The following is a 17,952-nucleotide window of genomic DNA, read 5'->3' on the forward strand; positions in this document are numbered from 1 at the left end:
CGCGCAGCCCCATTTCCTGGTGTTTGTATGTCTTCAAGCAGTAGACGGCATACGCTCTGCCCAAGGGTCTCCTGGGCTCGGAGATGTGGAGAAGAGACAGTCCGGCGAGCGCGACGTGATGGAGTACGACGTGGTCGTCGTCGGTGCCGGCCCGGCCGGCCTGGCCTTCGCCATCCGCCTCAAGCAGCTCGATCCGGCCGTCTCGGTCTGCGTGATCGAAAAGGCCAGCGCCATCGGCGCGCACATCCTCTCCGGTGCGGTGATCGAGCCCGGCCCGCTGGACGCGCTGCTCCCCGGCTGGCGCGACAACCCGCCTCCGGTGTGCGTGCCCGCCGGCGAGGACGAGTTCTGGATGCTGTCGAAGGATGGCGGCTGGAAGTTCCCGGTGGTGCCGCCAGGCATGCGCAACCACGGCAACTTCATCGTCTCCCTCGGCGCGATGTGCGCTTGGCTGGCACCGCAGGCCGAAGCGCTGGGCGTGGAGATCTACCCCGGCTTCGCCGCCGCCGAGACCCTGCATGCCGACGACGGCACCGTGCTGGGCGTACGCATCGGCGACATGGGCGTGGCCCGCGACGGCACGCACAAGCCCGGTTACACCGCTGGCATCGACATCAAGGCGAAAACCACCGTGCTGGCCGAAGGCGCGCGCGGCCACCTGACCAAGCGCCTGGTCAAGCGCTTCGCCCTGGACGCCGACAGCGACCCGCAGGCCTACTCGATCGGGATCAAGGAGCTGTGGCAGTTGCCGCCGGGGCGGACCACGCCCGGCAAGATCGTGCACAGCCTCGGCTGGCCAGCCGACAGCCACACCTACGGCGGCAGCTTCCTCTACCACCTGGACGACGACCAGGTCGCGCTGGGCTATGTCAGCGGCCTGGACTACCGCGATCCGGAGTACAAGCCGTGGGAGGCCTTCCAGCAATGGAAGAACCATCCGACGGTAAAGCCGCTGCTGGAAGGCGGCAGCATCCTCTCGGCCGGCGCGCGCGCCATTGTCACTGGCGGTTTCCAGTCGCTGCCCAAGGTCGAGATGCCCGGCGCGCTGCTGATCGGCGACACCGCCGGCCTGCTCAACGTGCCCAAGATCAAGGGCACCCACCAGGCGATCCGCAGCGGCATGCTCGCCGCCGAGCACCTGGCCGGCAACGCGCTGGACCCGGCCGGCTTCGACGCCAAGCTGCGCGACTCGGCCGCGGTGGCCGAGCTGAAGCAGGTGCGCAACGTCAAACCCGGCTTCAAGAAGGGCCTGTGGTTCGGCCTGGCCAACGCCGCCTGGGAAACCCTGCTCAAGGGCGCCTCGCCGTGGACCCTGAAAATGCGCGCGGACTGGTCCTCGCTGGACAAGGTCGGCGCGCACGAGCAACCCAAGCGCGACTACGTCGAGCGCAGCCTGGCCCCGCGCGACCGCCTGCAGGGCGTGTACTTCGCCGCCACCGAGCACGACGAGGACCAGCCGGTGCACCTGAAGGTGGCCGACACCTCGATCTGCGTGGACCGCTGCACCGCCGAGTACGCCAACCCCTGCACCCGCTTCTGCCCGGCCGGCGTGTACGAGATGGTCGAGGACGACGCGGGCCGCCGCCTGCAGATCAACGCCGCCAACTGCGTGCACTGCAAGACCTGCGACATCAAGGACCCGTACGAGATCATCACCTGGGTGACGCCGGAGGGTGGTTCGGGGCCGAATTACCAGAACCTGTGAGGCATGACCTGTGAGGCGAGCCTTGTGAGACCTGCCCCCGTGAAAGCCGCGACCGGATGAGCGTGCCGATGGGCGAGCGGTTCCGCAACGCGCTGTTCGACGGCCTGCGCTTCGGCTTCCGCCTGTTGCCGCTGAGCGAGGGCACGCGCGACCGCTGGCGGCAGCGGTTCCTGGGCCGTTTCCCCGACCTGCAGCCGGCGCCCGTGCGCGGCCAGGTCGGCACACACGCATCGACCCGGCGCGCGCGCATGCGCGCGGACCAGCCCGCGATCGGCCACGTCCCCTGGCGCCGTGAAGCGCTGCCCTCGCCGCTGCCCGCCACCCTGGTGGCGTTCTATCTGCCGCAGTTCCACCCCATCCCCGAGAACGACGCCTGGTGGGGCAAGGGCTTCACCGAATGGCGCAACGTCGCCCGCGCCCTGCCCCAGTTCGAGGGCCATGCCCAGCCGCGACTGCCCGCCGATCTGGGCTGGTACGACCTGCGCAATCCGGACACGATGCGCGAGCAGGCACGACTGGCGCGCGAATACGGCATCGGCGCGTTCTGCTTCTACTTCTATTGGTTCGGCGGCAAGACCCTGCTGGAATCGCCGCTGGAACAGTGGCTCGCCGATCCCACGATCGACATGCCGTTGTGCCTGTGCTGGGCCAACGAGAACTGGTCGCGGCGCTGGGACGGGCGCGAGCAGGACATCCTGATCGGCCAGCGGCACGATGCCGGCGACGATCTGGCCTTCATCGCCCACGTCGCCCGCTACCTGCGCGACCCGCGCTACCTGCGCGTGGACGGCAAGCCGTTGCTGCTGGTCTATCGCCCTGGCCTGCTGCCGGATGCCAAAGCCACCGCCTTGCGATGGCGCCACTGGTGCCACGAGAACGGGGTCGGCGAGATCGTCCTGGCCTATGTGCAGGGCTTCGAACGGCCCGATCCACGCGGCATCGGCTTCGATGCGGCAGTGGAGTTTCCACCGAACATGGGCGCTCCGGCCGACATCACCGGCGAACAACAACTGCTCAACAAGGACTTTCGCGGCAGCGTGCTCGACTGGCGGATGCTGGCCGACGACTACAGACAACGGCCGCTGCCGGACTACCGCCTGTTCCCCGGCGTCGACTGCGGCTGGGACAACGAGCCGCGCCGCCCCGGCCTGGGTCGCGTTTACCTGCATGCATCGCCGCGCCGCTACCGCGATTGGCTGCGCGACACCGTTCACCAGCGGCTGGCGCAGGCGCCGGCCAGCGACCGTCTGGTGTTCGTCAACGCCTGGAACGAATGGGCCGAAGGCGCGGTGCTGGAGCCCGATGCGCGGCTGGGACATGCCTGGCTGCAGGCCACCCGCGACGCGCTGCGGGATCCGGACGCGTCGCCCGTACCCGTCGCCCGGCCATGCCTGGTGGTGCATGCGTGGTATCCGGAGGTGCTCGGGGAAATCCTGGCGGCCATGCGCGACAGCGGGCAGGAATTCAGGTTGCTGGCGACGACCTCGCCGGACAAGGTGGCCGCAGTGCGCGCGGTGTTGCAGCAGCATGGCGTCCACGGCGAAGTGGTCGAGTGCGAGAACCGCGGCCGCGACATCCTGCCGTTCCTGCATCTGGCCTCGCACCTGCTGGATGAAGGCGAAAGCATCGTGCTGAAGCTGCACACCAAGCAGTCGCTGCATCGCCGCGACGGCGAGACCTGGCGGCGCGAACTGCTCGATCTGCTGCTTCCGCAGGGACGTGCCGCAGACCTGGCCGCCGCCTTCGCCAACGATCCGACCCTGGGCCTGCTCGCACCCGAGGGCCACGTGCAGCCGATGCACTATTACTGGGGCGCCAACGAAGACAACGTGCGCTACCTGGCCACCCGGACCGGGATCGGGCAGCCGCAAACCGACCGCGACCGCTTCATCGCCGGCAGCATGTTCTGGGCGCGGCTGGAGGCGCTGCGCCCGTTGCTGGACGCGCACCTGGACGACTGGGAGTTCGAGCCGGAGCAGGGCCAGGTGGACGGCACCTTCGCCCACGCGCTGGAGCGCATGTTCGTGCTCGCCGCCGACAATGCCGGCTACCGCACCATCACCACCGCCGAACTCGACGGCCGACCCGGCGCCGACCGTCGCTATCCCTACGCCGACCGCGGTTGAACCGCACGGCCGGGCCGGACCCGGTCAGGCCGCGAACGGCACTCCGGTCTTTTCCTTCAGCTCGTCGATGCCCACGCCCGGCGCGGCTTCGACCAAGGTCAGGCCGCCGTCGGTCACGTCGAACACCGCCAGCTCGGTGATGATCCGGTCGACCACGCCTACGCCGGTCAGCGGCAGAGTGCATTCGGGCAGGATCTTGTGCTCGCCGCTCTTGGCGGTGTGCTCCATCAGCACGACCACGCGCTTGACTCCTGCGACCAGGTCCATCGCCCCGCCCATGCCCTTGACCATCTTGCCGGGCACCATCCAGTTGGCCAGGTCGCCCTTGTCGGTGACCTGCATCGCACCCAGGATCGCCAGGTCGATGTGGCCGCCGCGGATCATGGCGAACGAGTCGTGGCTGCCGAAGTAGCTGGCGCCTTCGCGCGCGGTCACGGTCTGCTTGCCGGCGTTGATCAGGTCGGCGTCGACCTCGTCCTCGGCCGGGAACGGGCCGATGCCGAGCAGGCCGTTCTCCGACTGCAGCCACACGTCCACGCCTTCGGGAATGTGGTTGGCCACCAGGGTCGGCAGGCCGATGCCCAGGTTCACGTAGGCGCCATCGGTCAGCTCGCGGGCGGCGCGTTGCGCCATCTCGTCGCGGGTCCAGGCCATCACTTGTTCTCCTGACGGACGGTGCGCTGTTCGATGCGCTTCTCGGGAGTCGGGTTGAGCACGATGCGGTCGACGTAGATGCCGGGCAGGTGCACCTGGTCCGGGTCGAAGGTACCGACCTCGACCACTTCCTCGACCTCGGCCACGCACACCTTGCCGGCCATCGCGCAGGCCGGGTTGAAGTTGCGCGCGGTCTTGCGGAACACCAGGTTGCCGGCCTTGTCGGCCTTCCATGCCTTGACCAGCGACACATCGGCCACCAGCGCGGTCTCCAGCACGTAGTGCTTGCCGTCGAACTCGCGGGTCTCCTTGCCCTCGGCCACCACCGTGCCGTAGCCGGTGGCGGTGAAGAACGCGGGGATGCCTGCGCCGCCGGCACGCAGGCGCTCGGCCAGGGTGCCCTGCGGGTTGAACTCCAGCTCCAGTTCGCCGCCCAGGTACTGGCGCTCGAACTCCTTGTTCTCGCCCACGTAGGAAGAAATCATCTTGCGGATCTGGCGGGTGGTCAGCAGCTGGCCCAGGCCGAAGCCGTCGACGCCGGCGTTGTTGGAGATCGCGGTCAGGGCCTTGACGCCGGAGTCGCGCAGCGCGGCGATCAGCGCCTCGGGGATGCCGCACAGGCCGAAGCCGCCCACCGCCAGGGTCTGGCCGTCGGCGACCAGGTCGGCGAGTGCGGACCTGGCGTCCGGATACAGTTTGGAAGCAGTCATGCCTGCCCTCTCAGATGGCCCAAGTCGCTGATTCTACCGGCCCAGGGCACGGGCAGGTACGTACCTTCGGGCAATGGGCCACGTGCCGCCAGAATCCGCCTGGTTTCCCCAAGGGCGGAAGGGAGTGGGTCATGTTGCCTGCTGCGCGGCCAGGTCAGCGATAACCCCGGCCAGCCCCTGTTCCCAGGCAGGGAGACCGATTCCGAAGTCGTGACGCAGGCGCGAAGTATCCAGGCACGAGTAAGCCGGCCGTTTCGCCGGAGTAGCATAGTCGGCCGTGCCGATCGGCAACACCCGTGGCACGCGCGGCAATAGGCCAGTGGCCGCAGCCTCGGCGAAAATCGCCTCGGCGAAACCGTGCCAAGTGGTCTGACCATCGGCTACCAGGTGCCAGGTGCCGGCCGCAGGGGTATTACCGGCCAACGCCTTCGACAGCACCGTGGCGGTGACATCGGCGATGAGTGCGGCTGATGTGGGCGTGCCGGTCTGGTCGGCGACCACGCGCAGTTCGTCCCGCTCGGCACCCAGGCGCAACATCGTGCGCAGGAAGTTGTGGCCATGAGCGGCATAGACCCAGGCGGTGCGAAAGATGAAATGTCGTCCACCGGCGGCACGCACCGCCTGCTCGCCGGCCAGCTTGCTGGCCCCGTACACGCCCAGCGGCGCGACCGCATCGTCTTCCCGGTACGGGCGCGTGCCCTGCCCGTCGAACACGTAGTCGGTCGAATAATGGACGAAGGGAATGCCCAGTTCGGCACAGGCGCGCGCCATCGCACCCGGCGCCTCGGCATTGACCTGGAGGGCGACTTCGCGCTCGCTCTCGGCCTTGTCCACTGCGGTGTAGGCGGCCGCGTTGATCACCGCTGACGGTGCGATGTCGTGGACCAGATGGACCAGTGCCTGGGGATCGGTCAGATCGGCCACCGTACAGGTGTCGCCGTCACCGGACTTGCCGTCGCGGGTGGCGGCAATCGCTTCTCCCAACGGGGCCAGACTGCGCCGCAACTCACGGCCGACCTGTCCGTTGGCGCCAACCACCAGCAACCGGGTCATGGCGTGTAGACCGGCAACCTGTCTGGAGCGACATCGGCCAGGAACGGCGCCTTCCCGTCCTTGCCCGAGAGCACCGGATCGGAAATCGGCCAGTCCACGCCGATGTCTCCGTCGTTCCAGCGCACGCCGGCATCGGCTTCCCTCACATAGACGTCGGTGCACAGATAGCTGAAGACCACGTGCTCGGACAACGTCAGAAACCCGTGGGCGAAACCTTCCGGGATCCAGAATTGGCGCCGGTTCTCCGCACTGAGTACGACCGCCTCCCAGCGACCGAAAGTCGGTGAGCCGCGACGGATGTCCACCGCCACATCGTAGACCTCACCCTCCAGTACGCCGACCAGCTTGCCTTGCGGGCGAGGCCACTGGTAGTGCAGGCCACGCAGCACGCCCTTGACCGAAGTGGAAACATTGCTCTGCACGAACTTCGTCGGCAGGCCATGCTCGCCGAAGCGCTCCGCGTTCCAGGTCTCGAAGAACACGCCGCGCTCATCGCCGAATACGGCCGGCTCCAACACCACGCAGCCCGGCAGGGACGTTTCGATGATCTTCAACGCACGATCCCTCGCTTCAACAGTGTCAGCAGATACTGGCCATACCCATTCTTCGCCAGCGGCGTGGCCAGCTTCTCCAACTGTCCCGCATCGATCCAACCGTTACCGTAGGCGATTTCCTCGGGGCAACTGACCTGCAAGCCCTGCCGGTCCTGGATGGTCTGGATGAAATTGGCCGCCTCGTGCAGCGACTGGTGGGTACCGGTATCCAGCCAGGCGAAACCGCGGCCGAGTTGCTCAAGGTACAGCGCATCATCATCGAGGTAGCACTTGTTGAGATCGGTGATCTCCAGCTCGCCACGCGGTGAAGGCTTGAGCTCGGCCGCGTAATCGCTGGCTTTACCATCGTAAAAGTACAGGCCGGTAACCGCGTAGTTCGAGCGCGGCTGCGCCGGCTTTTCCTCGAGCCCCACCACGCGGCCGGCAACGTCGAACTCGGCCACACCGTAGCGCTCCGGATCGTTGACCCAATAACCGAACACGGTGGCGCCCGCATCACGCGCGTCGGCGCGCTTGAGCGTGTCGGTCAGGCCATGACCATGGAAGATGTTGTCGCCCAGCACCAGGCAACTAGGCTGGCCGGCGACGAAATCGCGACCGATCAGGTAGGCCTGGGCCAGGCCGTCCGGGCTGGGTTGCACCGCGTAACGGATGTCCATGCCCCATTGCGAGCCATCGCCCAGCAGGTTCTGGAACATCGCCTGCTCGTGTGGGGTATTGATGATCAGCACCTCGCGGATCCCCGCCAGCATCAGCACGCTGAGCGGGTAATAGATCATCGGCTTGTCATAGACCGGCAGCAGCTGCTTGCTGACGCCCTTGGTGATCGGATACAGCCGGGTGCCGGAACCTCCAGCCAAAATGATGCCTTTGCGCGAGTCCCTCGCAACAGCCCGCACATCCATGTGCGGATTCTCCAATGGCCGGCTCATGCCACGCCCCCGATCCGCTCCAATCGGTAGCTGCCGTCGAGCACCCGCTTCACCCAGTCCTGGTTGTCCAGGTACCAGTCGATGGTGAAGGCGATGCCCTGCTCGAAGGTGTACTTCGGCTCCCAGCCCAGCTCGTCCTTCAGCTTGGAGGCATCGATCGCATAACGGCGGTCGTGGCCGGGACGATCGGCGACATACGTGATCTGGCTTTCGCGCGGCTGGCCGTCTTCCCGCGGGCGACGCTGGTCCAACAGCGCGCAGATCGCCCGCACCACCTCGATGTTCTGCTTCTCCGAGTTGCCGCCCACGTTGTAGGTCTCGCCCACCCTGCCCTTGGCCAGCACGGTGCGGATCGCCTCGCAGTGGTCGGCCACGAACAGCCAGTCGCGCACCTGCCTGCCATCGCCATAGACCGGCAACGGCTCGCCGGCCAGCGCCTTGGCGATCACCAGCGGGATCAGCTTCTCGGGAAAGTGGTATGGCCCGTAGTTGTTGGAACAGTTGGTGGTCAGCACCGGCAGCCCGTAGGTGTGGTGGAAGGCACGGACCAGGTGATCGGAGGCGGCCTTCGATGCCGAATACGGGGAATTGGGCGCATAGGGCGTGGTCTCGGTGAACTGGCCGGTCTCGCCCAAGGTGCCGTAGACCTCGTCGGTGGACACGTGCAGCAAGCGGAAAGCGTCCTTGGCCTCGACCTCCAGGCCCTTCCAGTAATCGCGCACCGCTTCCAGCAGGCTCAGGGTGCCGACCACGTTGGTCTGGACGAAGGCGGCCGGACCGTCGATCGAGCGGTCCACGTGGCTCTCGGCGGCGAAATTGAGCACCGCGTCGGGACGGTGTTCGGCCAGCAATCGCGCTACCAACGCGCGGTCGCCGATGTCGCCGTGCACGAACACGTGGTCCGGGTTGCCCTTCAGCGAGGCCAGGGTGTCCAGATTGCCCGCATAGGTCAGGGCGTCCAGATTGACCACCCGGACGCCACGGGCGACGGCCTCCAGCACGAAATTGCCGCCAATGAAGCCGGCGCCGCCGGTCACAAGCCAGGTTGCCAAGCAAAAACTCCAGTCCGTACGCAGCACGACACATCACAGGCCGCCAAGGATACCGGTTCCCGCCCGGCCAAGTCCGGCACGGGCCTGAAGACAGGGCTGCGGCAACCCATACCGGATCGCATGGAAGCCCCTGGCCCGTTAGAATCGGGATCCGCCCCGGCGCCCTGCAGCGACCGGGCCGCCCCCGCACCCACGAAGGACTCCGTACAACGATGAAGATCCTCGTCGCCTACAAGCGCGTGGTGGACTTCAATGTCCGCATCCAGGTCAAGCCGGACGGTTCCGGCGTGGTCACCGAGGGCGTGAAGCTCTCGCCCAACCCGTTCGACGAGATCGCCCTGGAACAGGCCCTGCGCCTGCGCGATGCGGGCATCGCCACCGAAGTGGTGGTCGCCACGATCGCCCCGGCCGACGCCCAGGCGCACCTGCGCAACGGCCTGGCCATGGGCGCCAACCGCGCCCTCCACGTGGTCACCGACCAGCCGGTGCAGCCGCTGGCCGCCGCCCGCACCCTGCTCAAGCTGGTCGAGAAGGAGCAGCCGGACCTGGTGATCCTGGGCAAGCAGGCCATCGACGACGACGCCAACCAGACCGGGCAGATGCTGGCCACCCTGTGGGGCCGACCGCAGGCGACCTTCGCTTCAAAACTCGAAATTGCCGACGGCAAGGCCACCGTGACCCGCGAGATCGATGCCGGCCTGGAGACCCTGGAAGTCGACCTGCCCGCCGTGGTCACCACCGACCTGCGCCTGAACGAGCCGCGCTTCATCAAGCTGCCCGACATCATGAAGGCCAAGAGCAAGCCGCTGGAGACGATCCCGCTGGTCGAGCTGGGGGTGGAGGCCGGTCCGGAACTGAAGACCACCGGCTACGCCCCACCGGCCAAGCGCAGCAAGGGGGTGATGGTCAAGGATGCGGCCGAACTGGTGGCCGCGTTGAAGGCCAAGGGCCTGCTCTGACCGCTCGTCGCTCCCGTGCAGACGGGAGCCCAGCGACTTTCGTCGCACCCAACCAAAGACACTGGGTTCCCGCCTACGCGGGAACGACGGAACAAGGAACCCCGACATGTCCAAAGTCCTCGTCATCGCCGAACACCTGGACGGCAAGCTCAACGCCGCCACCGCCCGCACCGTCAGCGCCGCGCAGGCGCTGTCGCCGGCCTCCATCGACATCGTGGTGCTGGCCGCCGATCCGGCCGCCGTGGCTGCCGAAGCCGCGCAGATCGCCGGCGTGGCCCGCGTGCTCACCGTGGCCAATCCGGCCAATGCCCATGCCATCGCCCAGGTGCTCGGCCCGCAGGTCGCGCAACTGGCCGACGGCTACAGCCACGTGTTCGGCCCCTCGACCACCTTCGGCAAGGACCTGATGCCGGTGGTGGCCGCGCTGCTGGGCGTGAACCAGGTCTCGGACCTGATGGCGGTCGAGGGCAGCCACACCTTCAAGCGGCCGATCTACGCCGGCAACGCCATCGTCACGGTCGAGACCCCGGCCGGAAGCCCGGTGGTCGCCACCGTGCGCACCGCCTCGTGGCCGGAAGCGGCCAGCGGCGGCAGCGCCGCCGTGGAGGCCGTATCGGTCGACGCCGCGCTGCCCGCGCACACCCGCCATCTGGGCCTGGCCGCAGGCAAGTCCGACCGTCCCGACCTGCAGAGCGCACGCCGGGTGGTGTCCGGTGGCCGCGGGGTCGGTTCGGAGGAGAACTTCCGCATCGTCTACTCGCTGGCCGACAAGCTCGGCGCGGCGGTGGGCGCCTCGCGCGCGGCGGTCGATGCCGGCTACTGCCCCAACGAGATGCAGGTCGGCCAGACTGGCAAGATCATCGCTCCGGAGCTGTACGTGGCCATCGGCATCTCCGGTGCGATCCAGCACCTGACCGGGATCAAGGATGCCGGCACGATTGTGGCGATCAACAAGGATGCCGAAGCGCCGATCTTCGAGGTGGCCGACATCGGACTGGTCGGCGACCTGTTCGCACTATTGCCGGAGCTGGAGGCACAGCTCGGCTAAGTGAGCCAGCCGTCGTCGTTCTTCGCTGTCTTCGGTCTTCGGTCTTACTCAGGTAACGATATCCATCTGCTCCAGCTGCTCGTGCAACACATCACCTGTACGTGTTGCCCGGGAAGCTCACGCGGCTACTAGCAAAAGAGCCATCCAATATTGCCTGGGTATCGTCCCGGCGCCCGCTCTCATTGTGGCATGACGTTAATCGATTCCAGTGAAAACATGATCGGCCAGGCATCTGCCGGCGCTTCCTCCTTGGAATCATCCACGTCTCTCTCCGATTGGAAAACGAATTTCATCAAGCAGTTCCCCGCTTCATCAAGCTCGCCATCCACGTCTACGGCAACGGTGGCTGCTGCAGGCTTCGCGTACTCGAACCTGGCAGAGGCCGCCTTCTCCGGCTGTCCGAGCGGATAGACCAAAACGCGAAGCCCCGGCCGCGCCGCCGATACATAAGGAGTCATCTTGAACTTCGCCACATTGCGCCCGCATGCTTCGCTTGGCGCTGCGAATGTCAATCTGGATTCCTGCCCGACAGCCCATACCCCACCTGCAGTTGGCTCACTCCAGCCGGCAATGAACCAGTCCTTTGGTGCGCTCTCCGATATCCGGAAAGGCCCGGCGGCCGAGAGGGGAAGCATCGAGACGTCGGCGACCACGGAAATATCGCCACTCTTGTCCAGATCGCCCCTGGTCGTGCGCATGGCCCTCTCGATCGCCTCGCATTGCTTGCTGAGCAAAGACAGGGACTTGAGCGAATCGATGCCGTCTGCCAGTTTCACGGTCCCACCATGCCGGTTATGCGCAACCACAGTGTATCGACCAGCCCCTTCATCACCTTGGCTCCTGATCACAAAGGCGATCTCGCCATCGTTGAGTTGGGGAACTACAGGATTGGGGTCGGCAACGGTATACGTCACCATCTTGCGGAACAGGATCGCAATCGCCGACGCACCTTCAGGCATGGATGCGATGGGGTATCCATTCTCTCGAAGCGAGACACGCTGCCCCCCGATCTCTATCCGTCCATCCGACGCCCATGACAACATCTCGTCGCCGCCGCACAGCTGAACGTCTGGCTGCTCTCCATACAGCATGTCTGCAAGCACGATGCGTTCGCTGGTGCTTCCACCAAGTGCCGGGCCGTTGCGTTGACTCGGGTCAGCCTGAACCCATCCGGCCACGAATTGCGCATTCGACTCCACCCCCATCAGTGAAAGCAAAGTCGGGGCTATATCCATGTGATAGAACTCTGCCGCATGTTCCCCCGCCTGACCGGAATTGACGATCATGAAGACCGGCGTCCGAACGTAGTCATCTGGATGGAGATCATGGGCCTCGTTCCGCATGGAGGCATGATCTCCCATCACCACAAGAACCGTATCCTTGAACTTCGGGTTCTTGCTGATCCGGTCGATAAATGCCCCAACCAGTGCATCCGTACAATGCACCGCCTGTAAAATGCTGTTTTCGCTCCCGGGATAAGAAGGACATGACGGCGAGGCGATACCTCCCGGACCATGCGTGTCCAGCGTAAGGACTGTCAGATTGAATGGATCTGATCCCGATGCAAGCTCCTCGTATTTTGAAGCTGCGAGGTCGAAAAGCTTGTCGTCGAACAGGCCCCACTGATTCGTGTTTCCAGAGTCTTCTCCGCTCTTCTGCCAATCCGACAAACCATATATTTCGTCATAGCCGTGCAACGAGAAGAAATTCGATTTTCCGGCAAATTTAGCGTCCGCTCCACCAAGGAACGCCTGCTTGTATCCAGATGAACGAAGTACATCGCCCAAGCACACGTGCGACGGAGCGTACTGGGAACGAGTGATGTTGTTGCTGATGTCGTCAACGCGCTTGCCGCGACCGATGGAGAACGGAATGCCGCATTGGCTCGAGAAGATCCCAGCCATCGTGAATCCGATCCCGGGATAATCCCGCATGCCCGTGAAAAGCATGTTTTCGCGCGCATATCTGGACAGGTTCGGCGTCAAATCCGAAAAGACATCGTTGTCGAGATAAATGCTGTCGAATGACTCGAGGTACAGGATTACCACGTTCTTTCCTGCCGCAGAGATCAATTGCTCCTTGGCAACCTCGGGCCGGACGAACGCGCTCGATGAAGTACTTCCTGTGCCCACGACCAATTCCCTGAATTTCAGATACCCCTGGACGAACCTGGGCAAGGGCGACAGGGAAAGACCGATGCACAAAAGAACAAATGCGGAAAATGCCACGCGACGGCGGGACCATCCTGTGACGGGGCGCAGGCGTAATGCCAGGAGATGCAGCAGCAGCACCAGACACAGTGTAAACAGCGCCAGAGCCAACTCACCCGGGTATGCGATAGCGCCTCGATGGCCTCCGGGAAGCAGGATGTGATTGAAGAACCCTTCGCTAAAGCTCTCCCCCTGTATGTAATAGCCACCAGCCTCGGCCGCTATCACCAAAAGGACGACAACGAGGACGGGCGTCGTCGCAAGCGCGACCCATCTCCCACCGCTCTCTCCCGCGAGCAGTAGCGCCCAGGAGGTGAAATAGATCGACAAGACGCTACCCAGCACGAATAGCGCTGGATACCCACCCCAAAGAAGCGCAAGGAATATGGAAACCAACGCGGGCAACGCTACGACGCACGCCCTCAACGCAAGAGTCATTGAGCTGAACCGTCCTGCCATATCCATCAAATCAATATTCAGCGGACAACGCTGAACCTGACCTCCCAGCTGGGGACACCATTCAGCACGACTTTTGCGGTGTAATCTCCCGGAGGGAAGCTGCCATCGATCGGCTCAAGTTTGACGACGAGCCGGTCCATGGACGAGGCCGTTGCTGACCCGGCCGCAACCTCGTTTCCCGTCTCATTCAATACTTCATACCGCACCTGAATCGGCGTCGAAACCACCGAATCCAATAGCGCTCCAAGATAGATCTGATCGGATACCTCGAACTCAGTCGCCGCCACATTGAGCTCGCCGCTTGGGGTCAATTCAGGCCCGACATACGCGCGACGCAACGAAACCGCTTCACTGGCGAACCCGCCTGCAGGAGCAGGATGCGCACTCGTCCCCTCCCCCGAAGGAATATTCCCGGCACCTGGAACCTTCGCTTCTTCGTCCCCGCACGAAGCAAGGAGGCCAAGCATTCCGACTGCCACCGTCAATTTGGCAATCAGCCTCCAGGCAGAATGAGTAGCCACAGAATCCTCCATATCAGGCATTGTCAACCCAGTCTCAAAGTAACATTTCAACGATGGCTCGGGGCTACCTGCCTCGCGTGCGCATGGCCCCACGCAGAGACCGAAGCGGCGCCGTCATTCTCCAAGAAGCAGAGCCCTCGATGTTCGCAATCAGATGCTCCAGGTCTTTTGCGCTCAACCTCCAGAGCATATGCGCCCCGCCATGGCTCTTGTTCCCTCGGAACAGCGCCTTCGCATAGCGCAACGGGCTGGTAACCTTCCAGCTCAACGAGTTCGTCAGTTCGTGATAACGCCAACGAAGCGCCTCCAGGTATCGCTCCTGCTCTATCCCTTCGGAGAACTCATCGGGATTGTTGTACGGCATGCTCGCCGTAGCCGGGGCGCTTCGTAGGCGCTCCAGCTCATAATACATGTCCCTGAGCTTGCGGGTGGCCCCTGCAGGAAGCAGCAAAGGCAAAGCATCCAGCTTGCGCAACGTGTAATAGTAGTTCCCACGCCATTCGTCCTGGTCATGGACCGAGAACGAATTCTCCGAATTCACCCAACGCCTGTAGATACAGGTGACGTTCTGGCTGCATGCAACACCGGCAACGGGTGCAACCCGGATAATGAAGTCCCAGTCTTCCGCGGTAGACAAGTGCGAATCGAACCGGAAGCCGAGATCGGAATACAGGCTGCGCGGGAATGCCAGGCTATGCAAAGGCGACCTGTTCTCGACCAGATGGTCAAACAGGTCGAATTCATCGGGGTAAATCGACTGGAAGCCACCCACGGACCGGGCTACGGACATCCCATCAAACGAAATCTTGTCCCAGGATTGAGCCACCGCGACGGATCGCAAGAGCCTGCCCCCATTCTGTTCCGCCAGCACCTTGAAGGTCTCGACCCAGTTGCCGAAAACCAGGTCATCGTCGTCCAGCATCGCTACATAGCGTCCTCTGGCGACCTCGAATCCGTCATTGAGCGGCTTCGCACGGCTTCCTCCATCGATACGGAGCAAGCGGACACGCTCGCGCATACCGTCCTTCAGGTCCGCGATTACTCGCTCCACTGCAAGTTGGGACTCGACATCAAGGTCGTGTCCGACAACGACAACCTCGAAATCCTGGCAAGTCTGTGCCGATAGACACAACAGCGTTTCACGAAGTGTGTCTATCCTCCGTCCCTGCGTTCTTGTCAGAACCGTGAGGAAACAGTCTTCGCTTCCTTCGCATTCCTTGACGCTGTCCAAAGTCCCCCTGGGCTTGATCGCATGGCCGGGGAGACACATGCGGACGAACTGGTTGACGACCCCGCTTTCATTGACCTGACTGCGCAAGCCTGCCAGCAGGCGATGCAATGGAGTCGTCGGTGCAAGGGCTGCGTGATCCCGGGGGAAAGCCTGGTCGCTGCGGCGGATCTTTACATCATTCTTTGATATCTCGTGCCAGCCGGACTCACCAAGAAGTCTGGAAAGGCTTTCTTCCGTGAAGTACTGCAAATGGGTGTGATCAAGCAACCCGGCCTTGGTGTAGTCGAAACGCCCGAATGCAGCCTTGAATCCGATATCCCTATGGGTGAAGTTCGGCACCGAAATGATGGCTGGGCAGGCAAACTCGAGTGCCAGCTCACGCATCAACCCCAGGGCCTTCCTCGGCTCCTCCATATGCTCAAGGGTATCGATGATGGACATCGAGAAGATCGGCTCATCCTTTGGCAGGAAATTCCGGATCTGCGCCAGCGCAGCAGCCGGATCGCGCAAATCGATGAACATGGCCTCAAAGCCACGCGACTTCAGGGAAAGAAGGCCGCCTTCGTCAACGTCCACACCTATGTAACGCAGGCCAAGGCCGCGAACCGCCTCTGCCATGCGGCCGTAGCCACAGCCGAAGTCCAGGTGGATGCCGCGCCTGTCAACCTGTATCGAATCGATCAGCTTTACCGCATGTCCATAGACGTTATCTTCTGCGAATGCGTTGTCGTAAGTTTCATTCATGTCGATCACATCGAGAACCTGTGCTTGGCATACGCATCATTCACGAAAACACCCACCTTGTGGTCCAGGTCGATGGGCTGGGGAAGCGTCCCACTATTCTCTCGACTCTCGTAGCTCTCCACCGCCTTCTGAAAGTGCGGTTCCGGGCTGTTTCTGAAGAAGCCAATTATCCTCCGCACGATATCTTCCCTGGAGTACTTGTGGGCCAGCAGCAATGCCGCTTCCGCAGAGTAGTATTTCTCCGCTTCACCAGGCACCCAGGCCCCCTTGGCGCCAAGCCGTTTGTCGTGATAAACCACCGCCGAAGCCCGATAGATCACCTTTTTCCCAGAGAGGCGTACGCGCCAGGAGAAATCAACGTCGTCGCAATACAGGAAGAATGTATCGCTGTCGAAACCGTTTAGCTCCTTGATCACCTCACCAGGGATCAGGGCGCAGGCTGTGGCTGCCCATGATGTTTCGCCGGTCTTCGGATCGTACTCTTTGGGGTGCTCAATCGGCAGCTGTCGCGCTTCCACCATCCCGACGCCCTTGGATCCATAGGCCTTCGCCAATTCCACGAGGGTATTCGGGGCAAGCATGATGTCCGGATTCATGATGAGGACATAGTCCTCCTCGAAATCCTTCAGCAATCGATTATGGCCCTGTGCGGAGCCGAGGTTTTCATTGAAGTAGACATGCCTGAAGCCATCTATGGCCTGGCAGGATTCCTCAATGGATCGCACGAACTCGGGATCCAGTACCGGGCTCGGAGAACAATCGCCATATACAAGCGAGATCTTCGAAAATACTCTCTGGGCTATGCAGAAGTCGGCAGCGCGATTCAGGTGTTCAATCGCCTGCTTGATACGCTCGATCTCATTTCCATAGAGGATGGAGTGGACTCGCAAGGTGGGCAATTCCGATGTATCTCCTGTCTGCTTCATCCCTCCATCTCCTTGTCGATCCACGTGCACAACTGCCCGACCCCATTGCTCATGGATATGCGCGACTCCCAATCCAGCGCCACTCTCGCGCTCTCTGTGTTGCAGGAAGCGTGCCGCACGTCGCCATTCCGGTACTTGCCACAGACATGCGGCGATGGCGCACCGTAGTGATCGGCGATCGTTGCCGCCAAATCGCCGATGGTCGTACCCAAGCCCGTTCCGATGTCGAAGGTACCGCCGGAAGCGCCTGGAACGCTCAATGCCTGCAGCACGGCAGAAGCCACGTCATCGATGAAGATGAAATCCCTGCGCATAAGGCCGTCTTCATACAACGGGATGCTCTGACCAGCCTTTGCCATCCGGGTGAACAGTGACGCAATGCCTGTATATGGGTTGTTGAGCGACTGGCCTGGTCCATAGACGTTCTGCAAGCGGACGACGACCACTTCGGACCCAAAACTCAACGCCCATGCGCTGAGCAGGTGTTCCTGCGCAAGCTTGGTAGCCCCATATACGCTCGTTGGACGCGGCTGGGTTCGCCGCGCGTCGAAAGGCAGCGCATGGGCGCCCTCGAAATCCCACTGACCCGCATCGAGCATCGTCATCGAACGTTGACCCGGGTAGTAACGGCCACCATCTCCACGCTCCCACTCGCCTTCGCCATAAACCGCACGGCTGCTTGTGAGGACGAATCGCTCAGGCGCGATCTGTCTTGCGGCGAAGGCGTCCAGCATGCGCGTAGTGCCGATTACATTGACCAGGCCGTGCCTGCTGGCCTCGGTCAACGATTGGCCGGTACCCGTTTCAGCGGCCAAGTGGACGACCTTGCGCGGCGACCACTCATCAAGAACGCATCCCCAGACAGACTCATCGCAGACATCGCCTTCGATGAAGTGGACATGCCTGGACAATGCCTCCGGTCTCTGCCTGGTTGCATGGACCTGTGGGTGCAGATTATCGACAACAACCACCGGCAACTCGCCCGCAGTCAAGTCATGCGATATCGCACAGCCTATGAATCCAGCGCCCCCAGTCACCAATATGCAATCTCTGGCCATCTCAGATCTT

Annotated in this window: 15 protein-coding genes; 4 read left to right on the plus strand and 11 right to left on the minus strand. The window is 63.4% G+C overall.

Translation table 11 applies throughout. The annotated features are described in order from the left end of the window. Positions 1-118 precede the first annotated feature (118 nt). On the plus strand, positions 119-1,705 hold the full coding sequence (locus CSC64_RS08690) for an electron transfer flavoprotein-ubiquinone oxidoreductase (RefSeq protein WP_162434965.1): 1,587 nt from the start codon (positions 119-121) through the stop codon (positions 1,703-1,705). Between the two features lie 56 nt (positions 1,706-1,761). Further along, positions 1,762-3,831 carry a glycoside hydrolase family 99-like domain-containing protein gene (locus tag CSC64_RS08695; protein WP_162434928.1) on the plus strand — a complete coding sequence of 690 codons (2,070 nt, stop codon included), beginning with the start codon at positions 1,762-1,764 and terminating at the stop codon, positions 3,829-3,831. A gap of 24 nt (positions 3,832-3,855) precedes the next feature. On the opposite strand, the gene CSC64_RS08700 is transcribed toward CSC64_RS08695, so the two are convergent. The 6 genes from CSC64_RS08700 to rfbB all read right to left on the minus strand — a co-directional run bounded on the left by CSC64_RS08700 (position 3,856) and on the right by rfbB (position 8,786). Beyond that, positions 3,856-4,485, minus strand: coding sequence for a CoA transferase subunit B (locus CSC64_RS08700; RefSeq protein WP_162434929.1), 630 nt, complete (start codon positions 4,483-4,485; stop codon positions 3,856-3,858). Beyond that, positions 4,485-5,195, minus strand: coding sequence for a CoA transferase subunit A (locus tag CSC64_RS08705; RefSeq protein ID WP_162434930.1), 711 nt, complete (start codon positions 5,193-5,195; stop codon positions 4,485-4,487). The genes CSC64_RS08700 and CSC64_RS08705 overlap by 1 nt, the downstream gene beginning before the upstream one ends. A gap of 129 nt (positions 5,196-5,324) precedes the next feature. Further along, on the minus strand, positions 5,325-6,248 hold the full coding sequence (gene rfbD, locus CSC64_RS08710) for a dTDP-4-dehydrorhamnose reductase (RefSeq protein ID WP_162434931.1): 924 nt from the start codon (positions 6,246-6,248) through the stop codon (positions 5,325-5,327). Then, positions 6,245-6,802: a dTDP-4-dehydrorhamnose 3,5-epimerase gene (gene rfbC / locus CSC64_RS08715; protein ID WP_162434932.1), complete on the minus strand. Its 558-nt coding sequence runs from the start codon at positions 6,800-6,802 to the stop codon at positions 6,245-6,247. Before rfbC ends, rfbD begins: the two co-directional genes overlap by 4 nt. Then, a complete protein-coding gene (rfbA, locus tag CSC64_RS08720) occupies positions 6,799-7,707 on the minus strand; it encodes a glucose-1-phosphate thymidylyltransferase RfbA (RefSeq protein WP_162434933.1) in 909 nt (302 codons plus the stop codon). The genes rfbC and rfbA overlap by 4 nt, the downstream gene beginning before the upstream one ends. Before the next feature lie 23 nt (positions 7,708-7,730). Further along, the gene (gene rfbB / locus CSC64_RS08725; protein WP_162434934.1) at positions 7,731-8,786 is read right to left on the minus strand and encodes a dTDP-glucose 4,6-dehydratase; all 1,056 of its coding nucleotides are present in this window, start codon (positions 8,784-8,786) and stop codon (positions 7,731-7,733) included. 212 nt (positions 8,787-8,998) lie between these two features. On the opposite strand from rfbB, the gene CSC64_RS08730 reads away from it, so the two are divergent. Together CSC64_RS08730 and CSC64_RS08735 are read left to right on the plus strand one after the other, a co-directional pair. After that, the gene (locus tag CSC64_RS08730) at positions 8,999-9,745 is read left to right on the plus strand and encodes an electron transfer flavoprotein subunit beta/FixA family protein (protein WP_162434935.1); all 747 of its coding nucleotides are present in this window, start codon (positions 8,999-9,001) and stop codon (positions 9,743-9,745) included. Positions 9,746-9,851: 106 nt separating this feature from the next. Continuing rightward, positions 9,852-10,793 carry an electron transfer flavoprotein subunit alpha/FixB family protein gene (locus CSC64_RS08735; RefSeq protein WP_162434936.1) on the plus strand — a complete coding sequence of 314 codons (942 nt, stop codon included), beginning with the start codon at positions 9,852-9,854 and terminating at the stop codon, positions 10,791-10,793. A gap of 179 nt (positions 10,794-10,972) precedes the next feature. Here the strand turns inward: CSC64_RS08735 and CSC64_RS08740 are convergent, their stop codons facing one another. From CSC64_RS08740 to CSC64_RS08760, 5 genes are all read right to left on the minus strand, one after another. Beyond that, a complete protein-coding gene (locus CSC64_RS08740; RefSeq protein WP_162434937.1) occupies positions 10,973-13,333 on the minus strand; it encodes an LTA synthase family protein in 2,361 nt (786 codons plus the stop codon). Between the two features lie 146 nt (positions 13,334-13,479). After that, positions 13,480-14,004: a hypothetical protein gene (locus CSC64_RS08745; protein ID WP_162434938.1), complete on the minus strand. Its 525-nt coding sequence runs from the start codon at positions 14,002-14,004 to the stop codon at positions 13,480-13,482. A gap of 43 nt (positions 14,005-14,047) precedes the next feature. Beyond that, complete coding sequence (locus CSC64_RS08750; protein ID WP_238389864.1) at positions 14,048-15,958, minus strand: methyltransferase domain-containing protein; 1,911 nt, start codon at positions 15,956-15,958, stop codon at positions 14,048-14,050. A gap of 5 nt (positions 15,959-15,963) precedes the next feature. Continuing rightward, complete coding sequence (locus CSC64_RS08755) at positions 15,964-16,884, minus strand: glycosyltransferase family 2 protein (RefSeq protein ID WP_202922342.1); 921 nt, start codon at positions 16,882-16,884, stop codon at positions 15,964-15,966. Further along, entirely contained in the window at positions 16,881-17,942 is a 1,062-nt protein-coding gene (locus tag CSC64_RS08760; RefSeq protein ID WP_162434940.1) for an NAD-dependent epimerase/dehydratase family protein, read from the minus strand. Before CSC64_RS08760 ends, CSC64_RS08755 begins: the two co-directional genes overlap by 4 nt. Positions 17,943-17,952: the final 10 nt, after the last annotated feature.

It is taken from the genome of Pseudoxanthomonas koreensis, from assembly GCF_010093225.1.
GTDB lineage: Bacteria > Pseudomonadota > Gammaproteobacteria > Xanthomonadales > Xanthomonadaceae > Pseudoxanthomonas > Pseudoxanthomonas koreensis.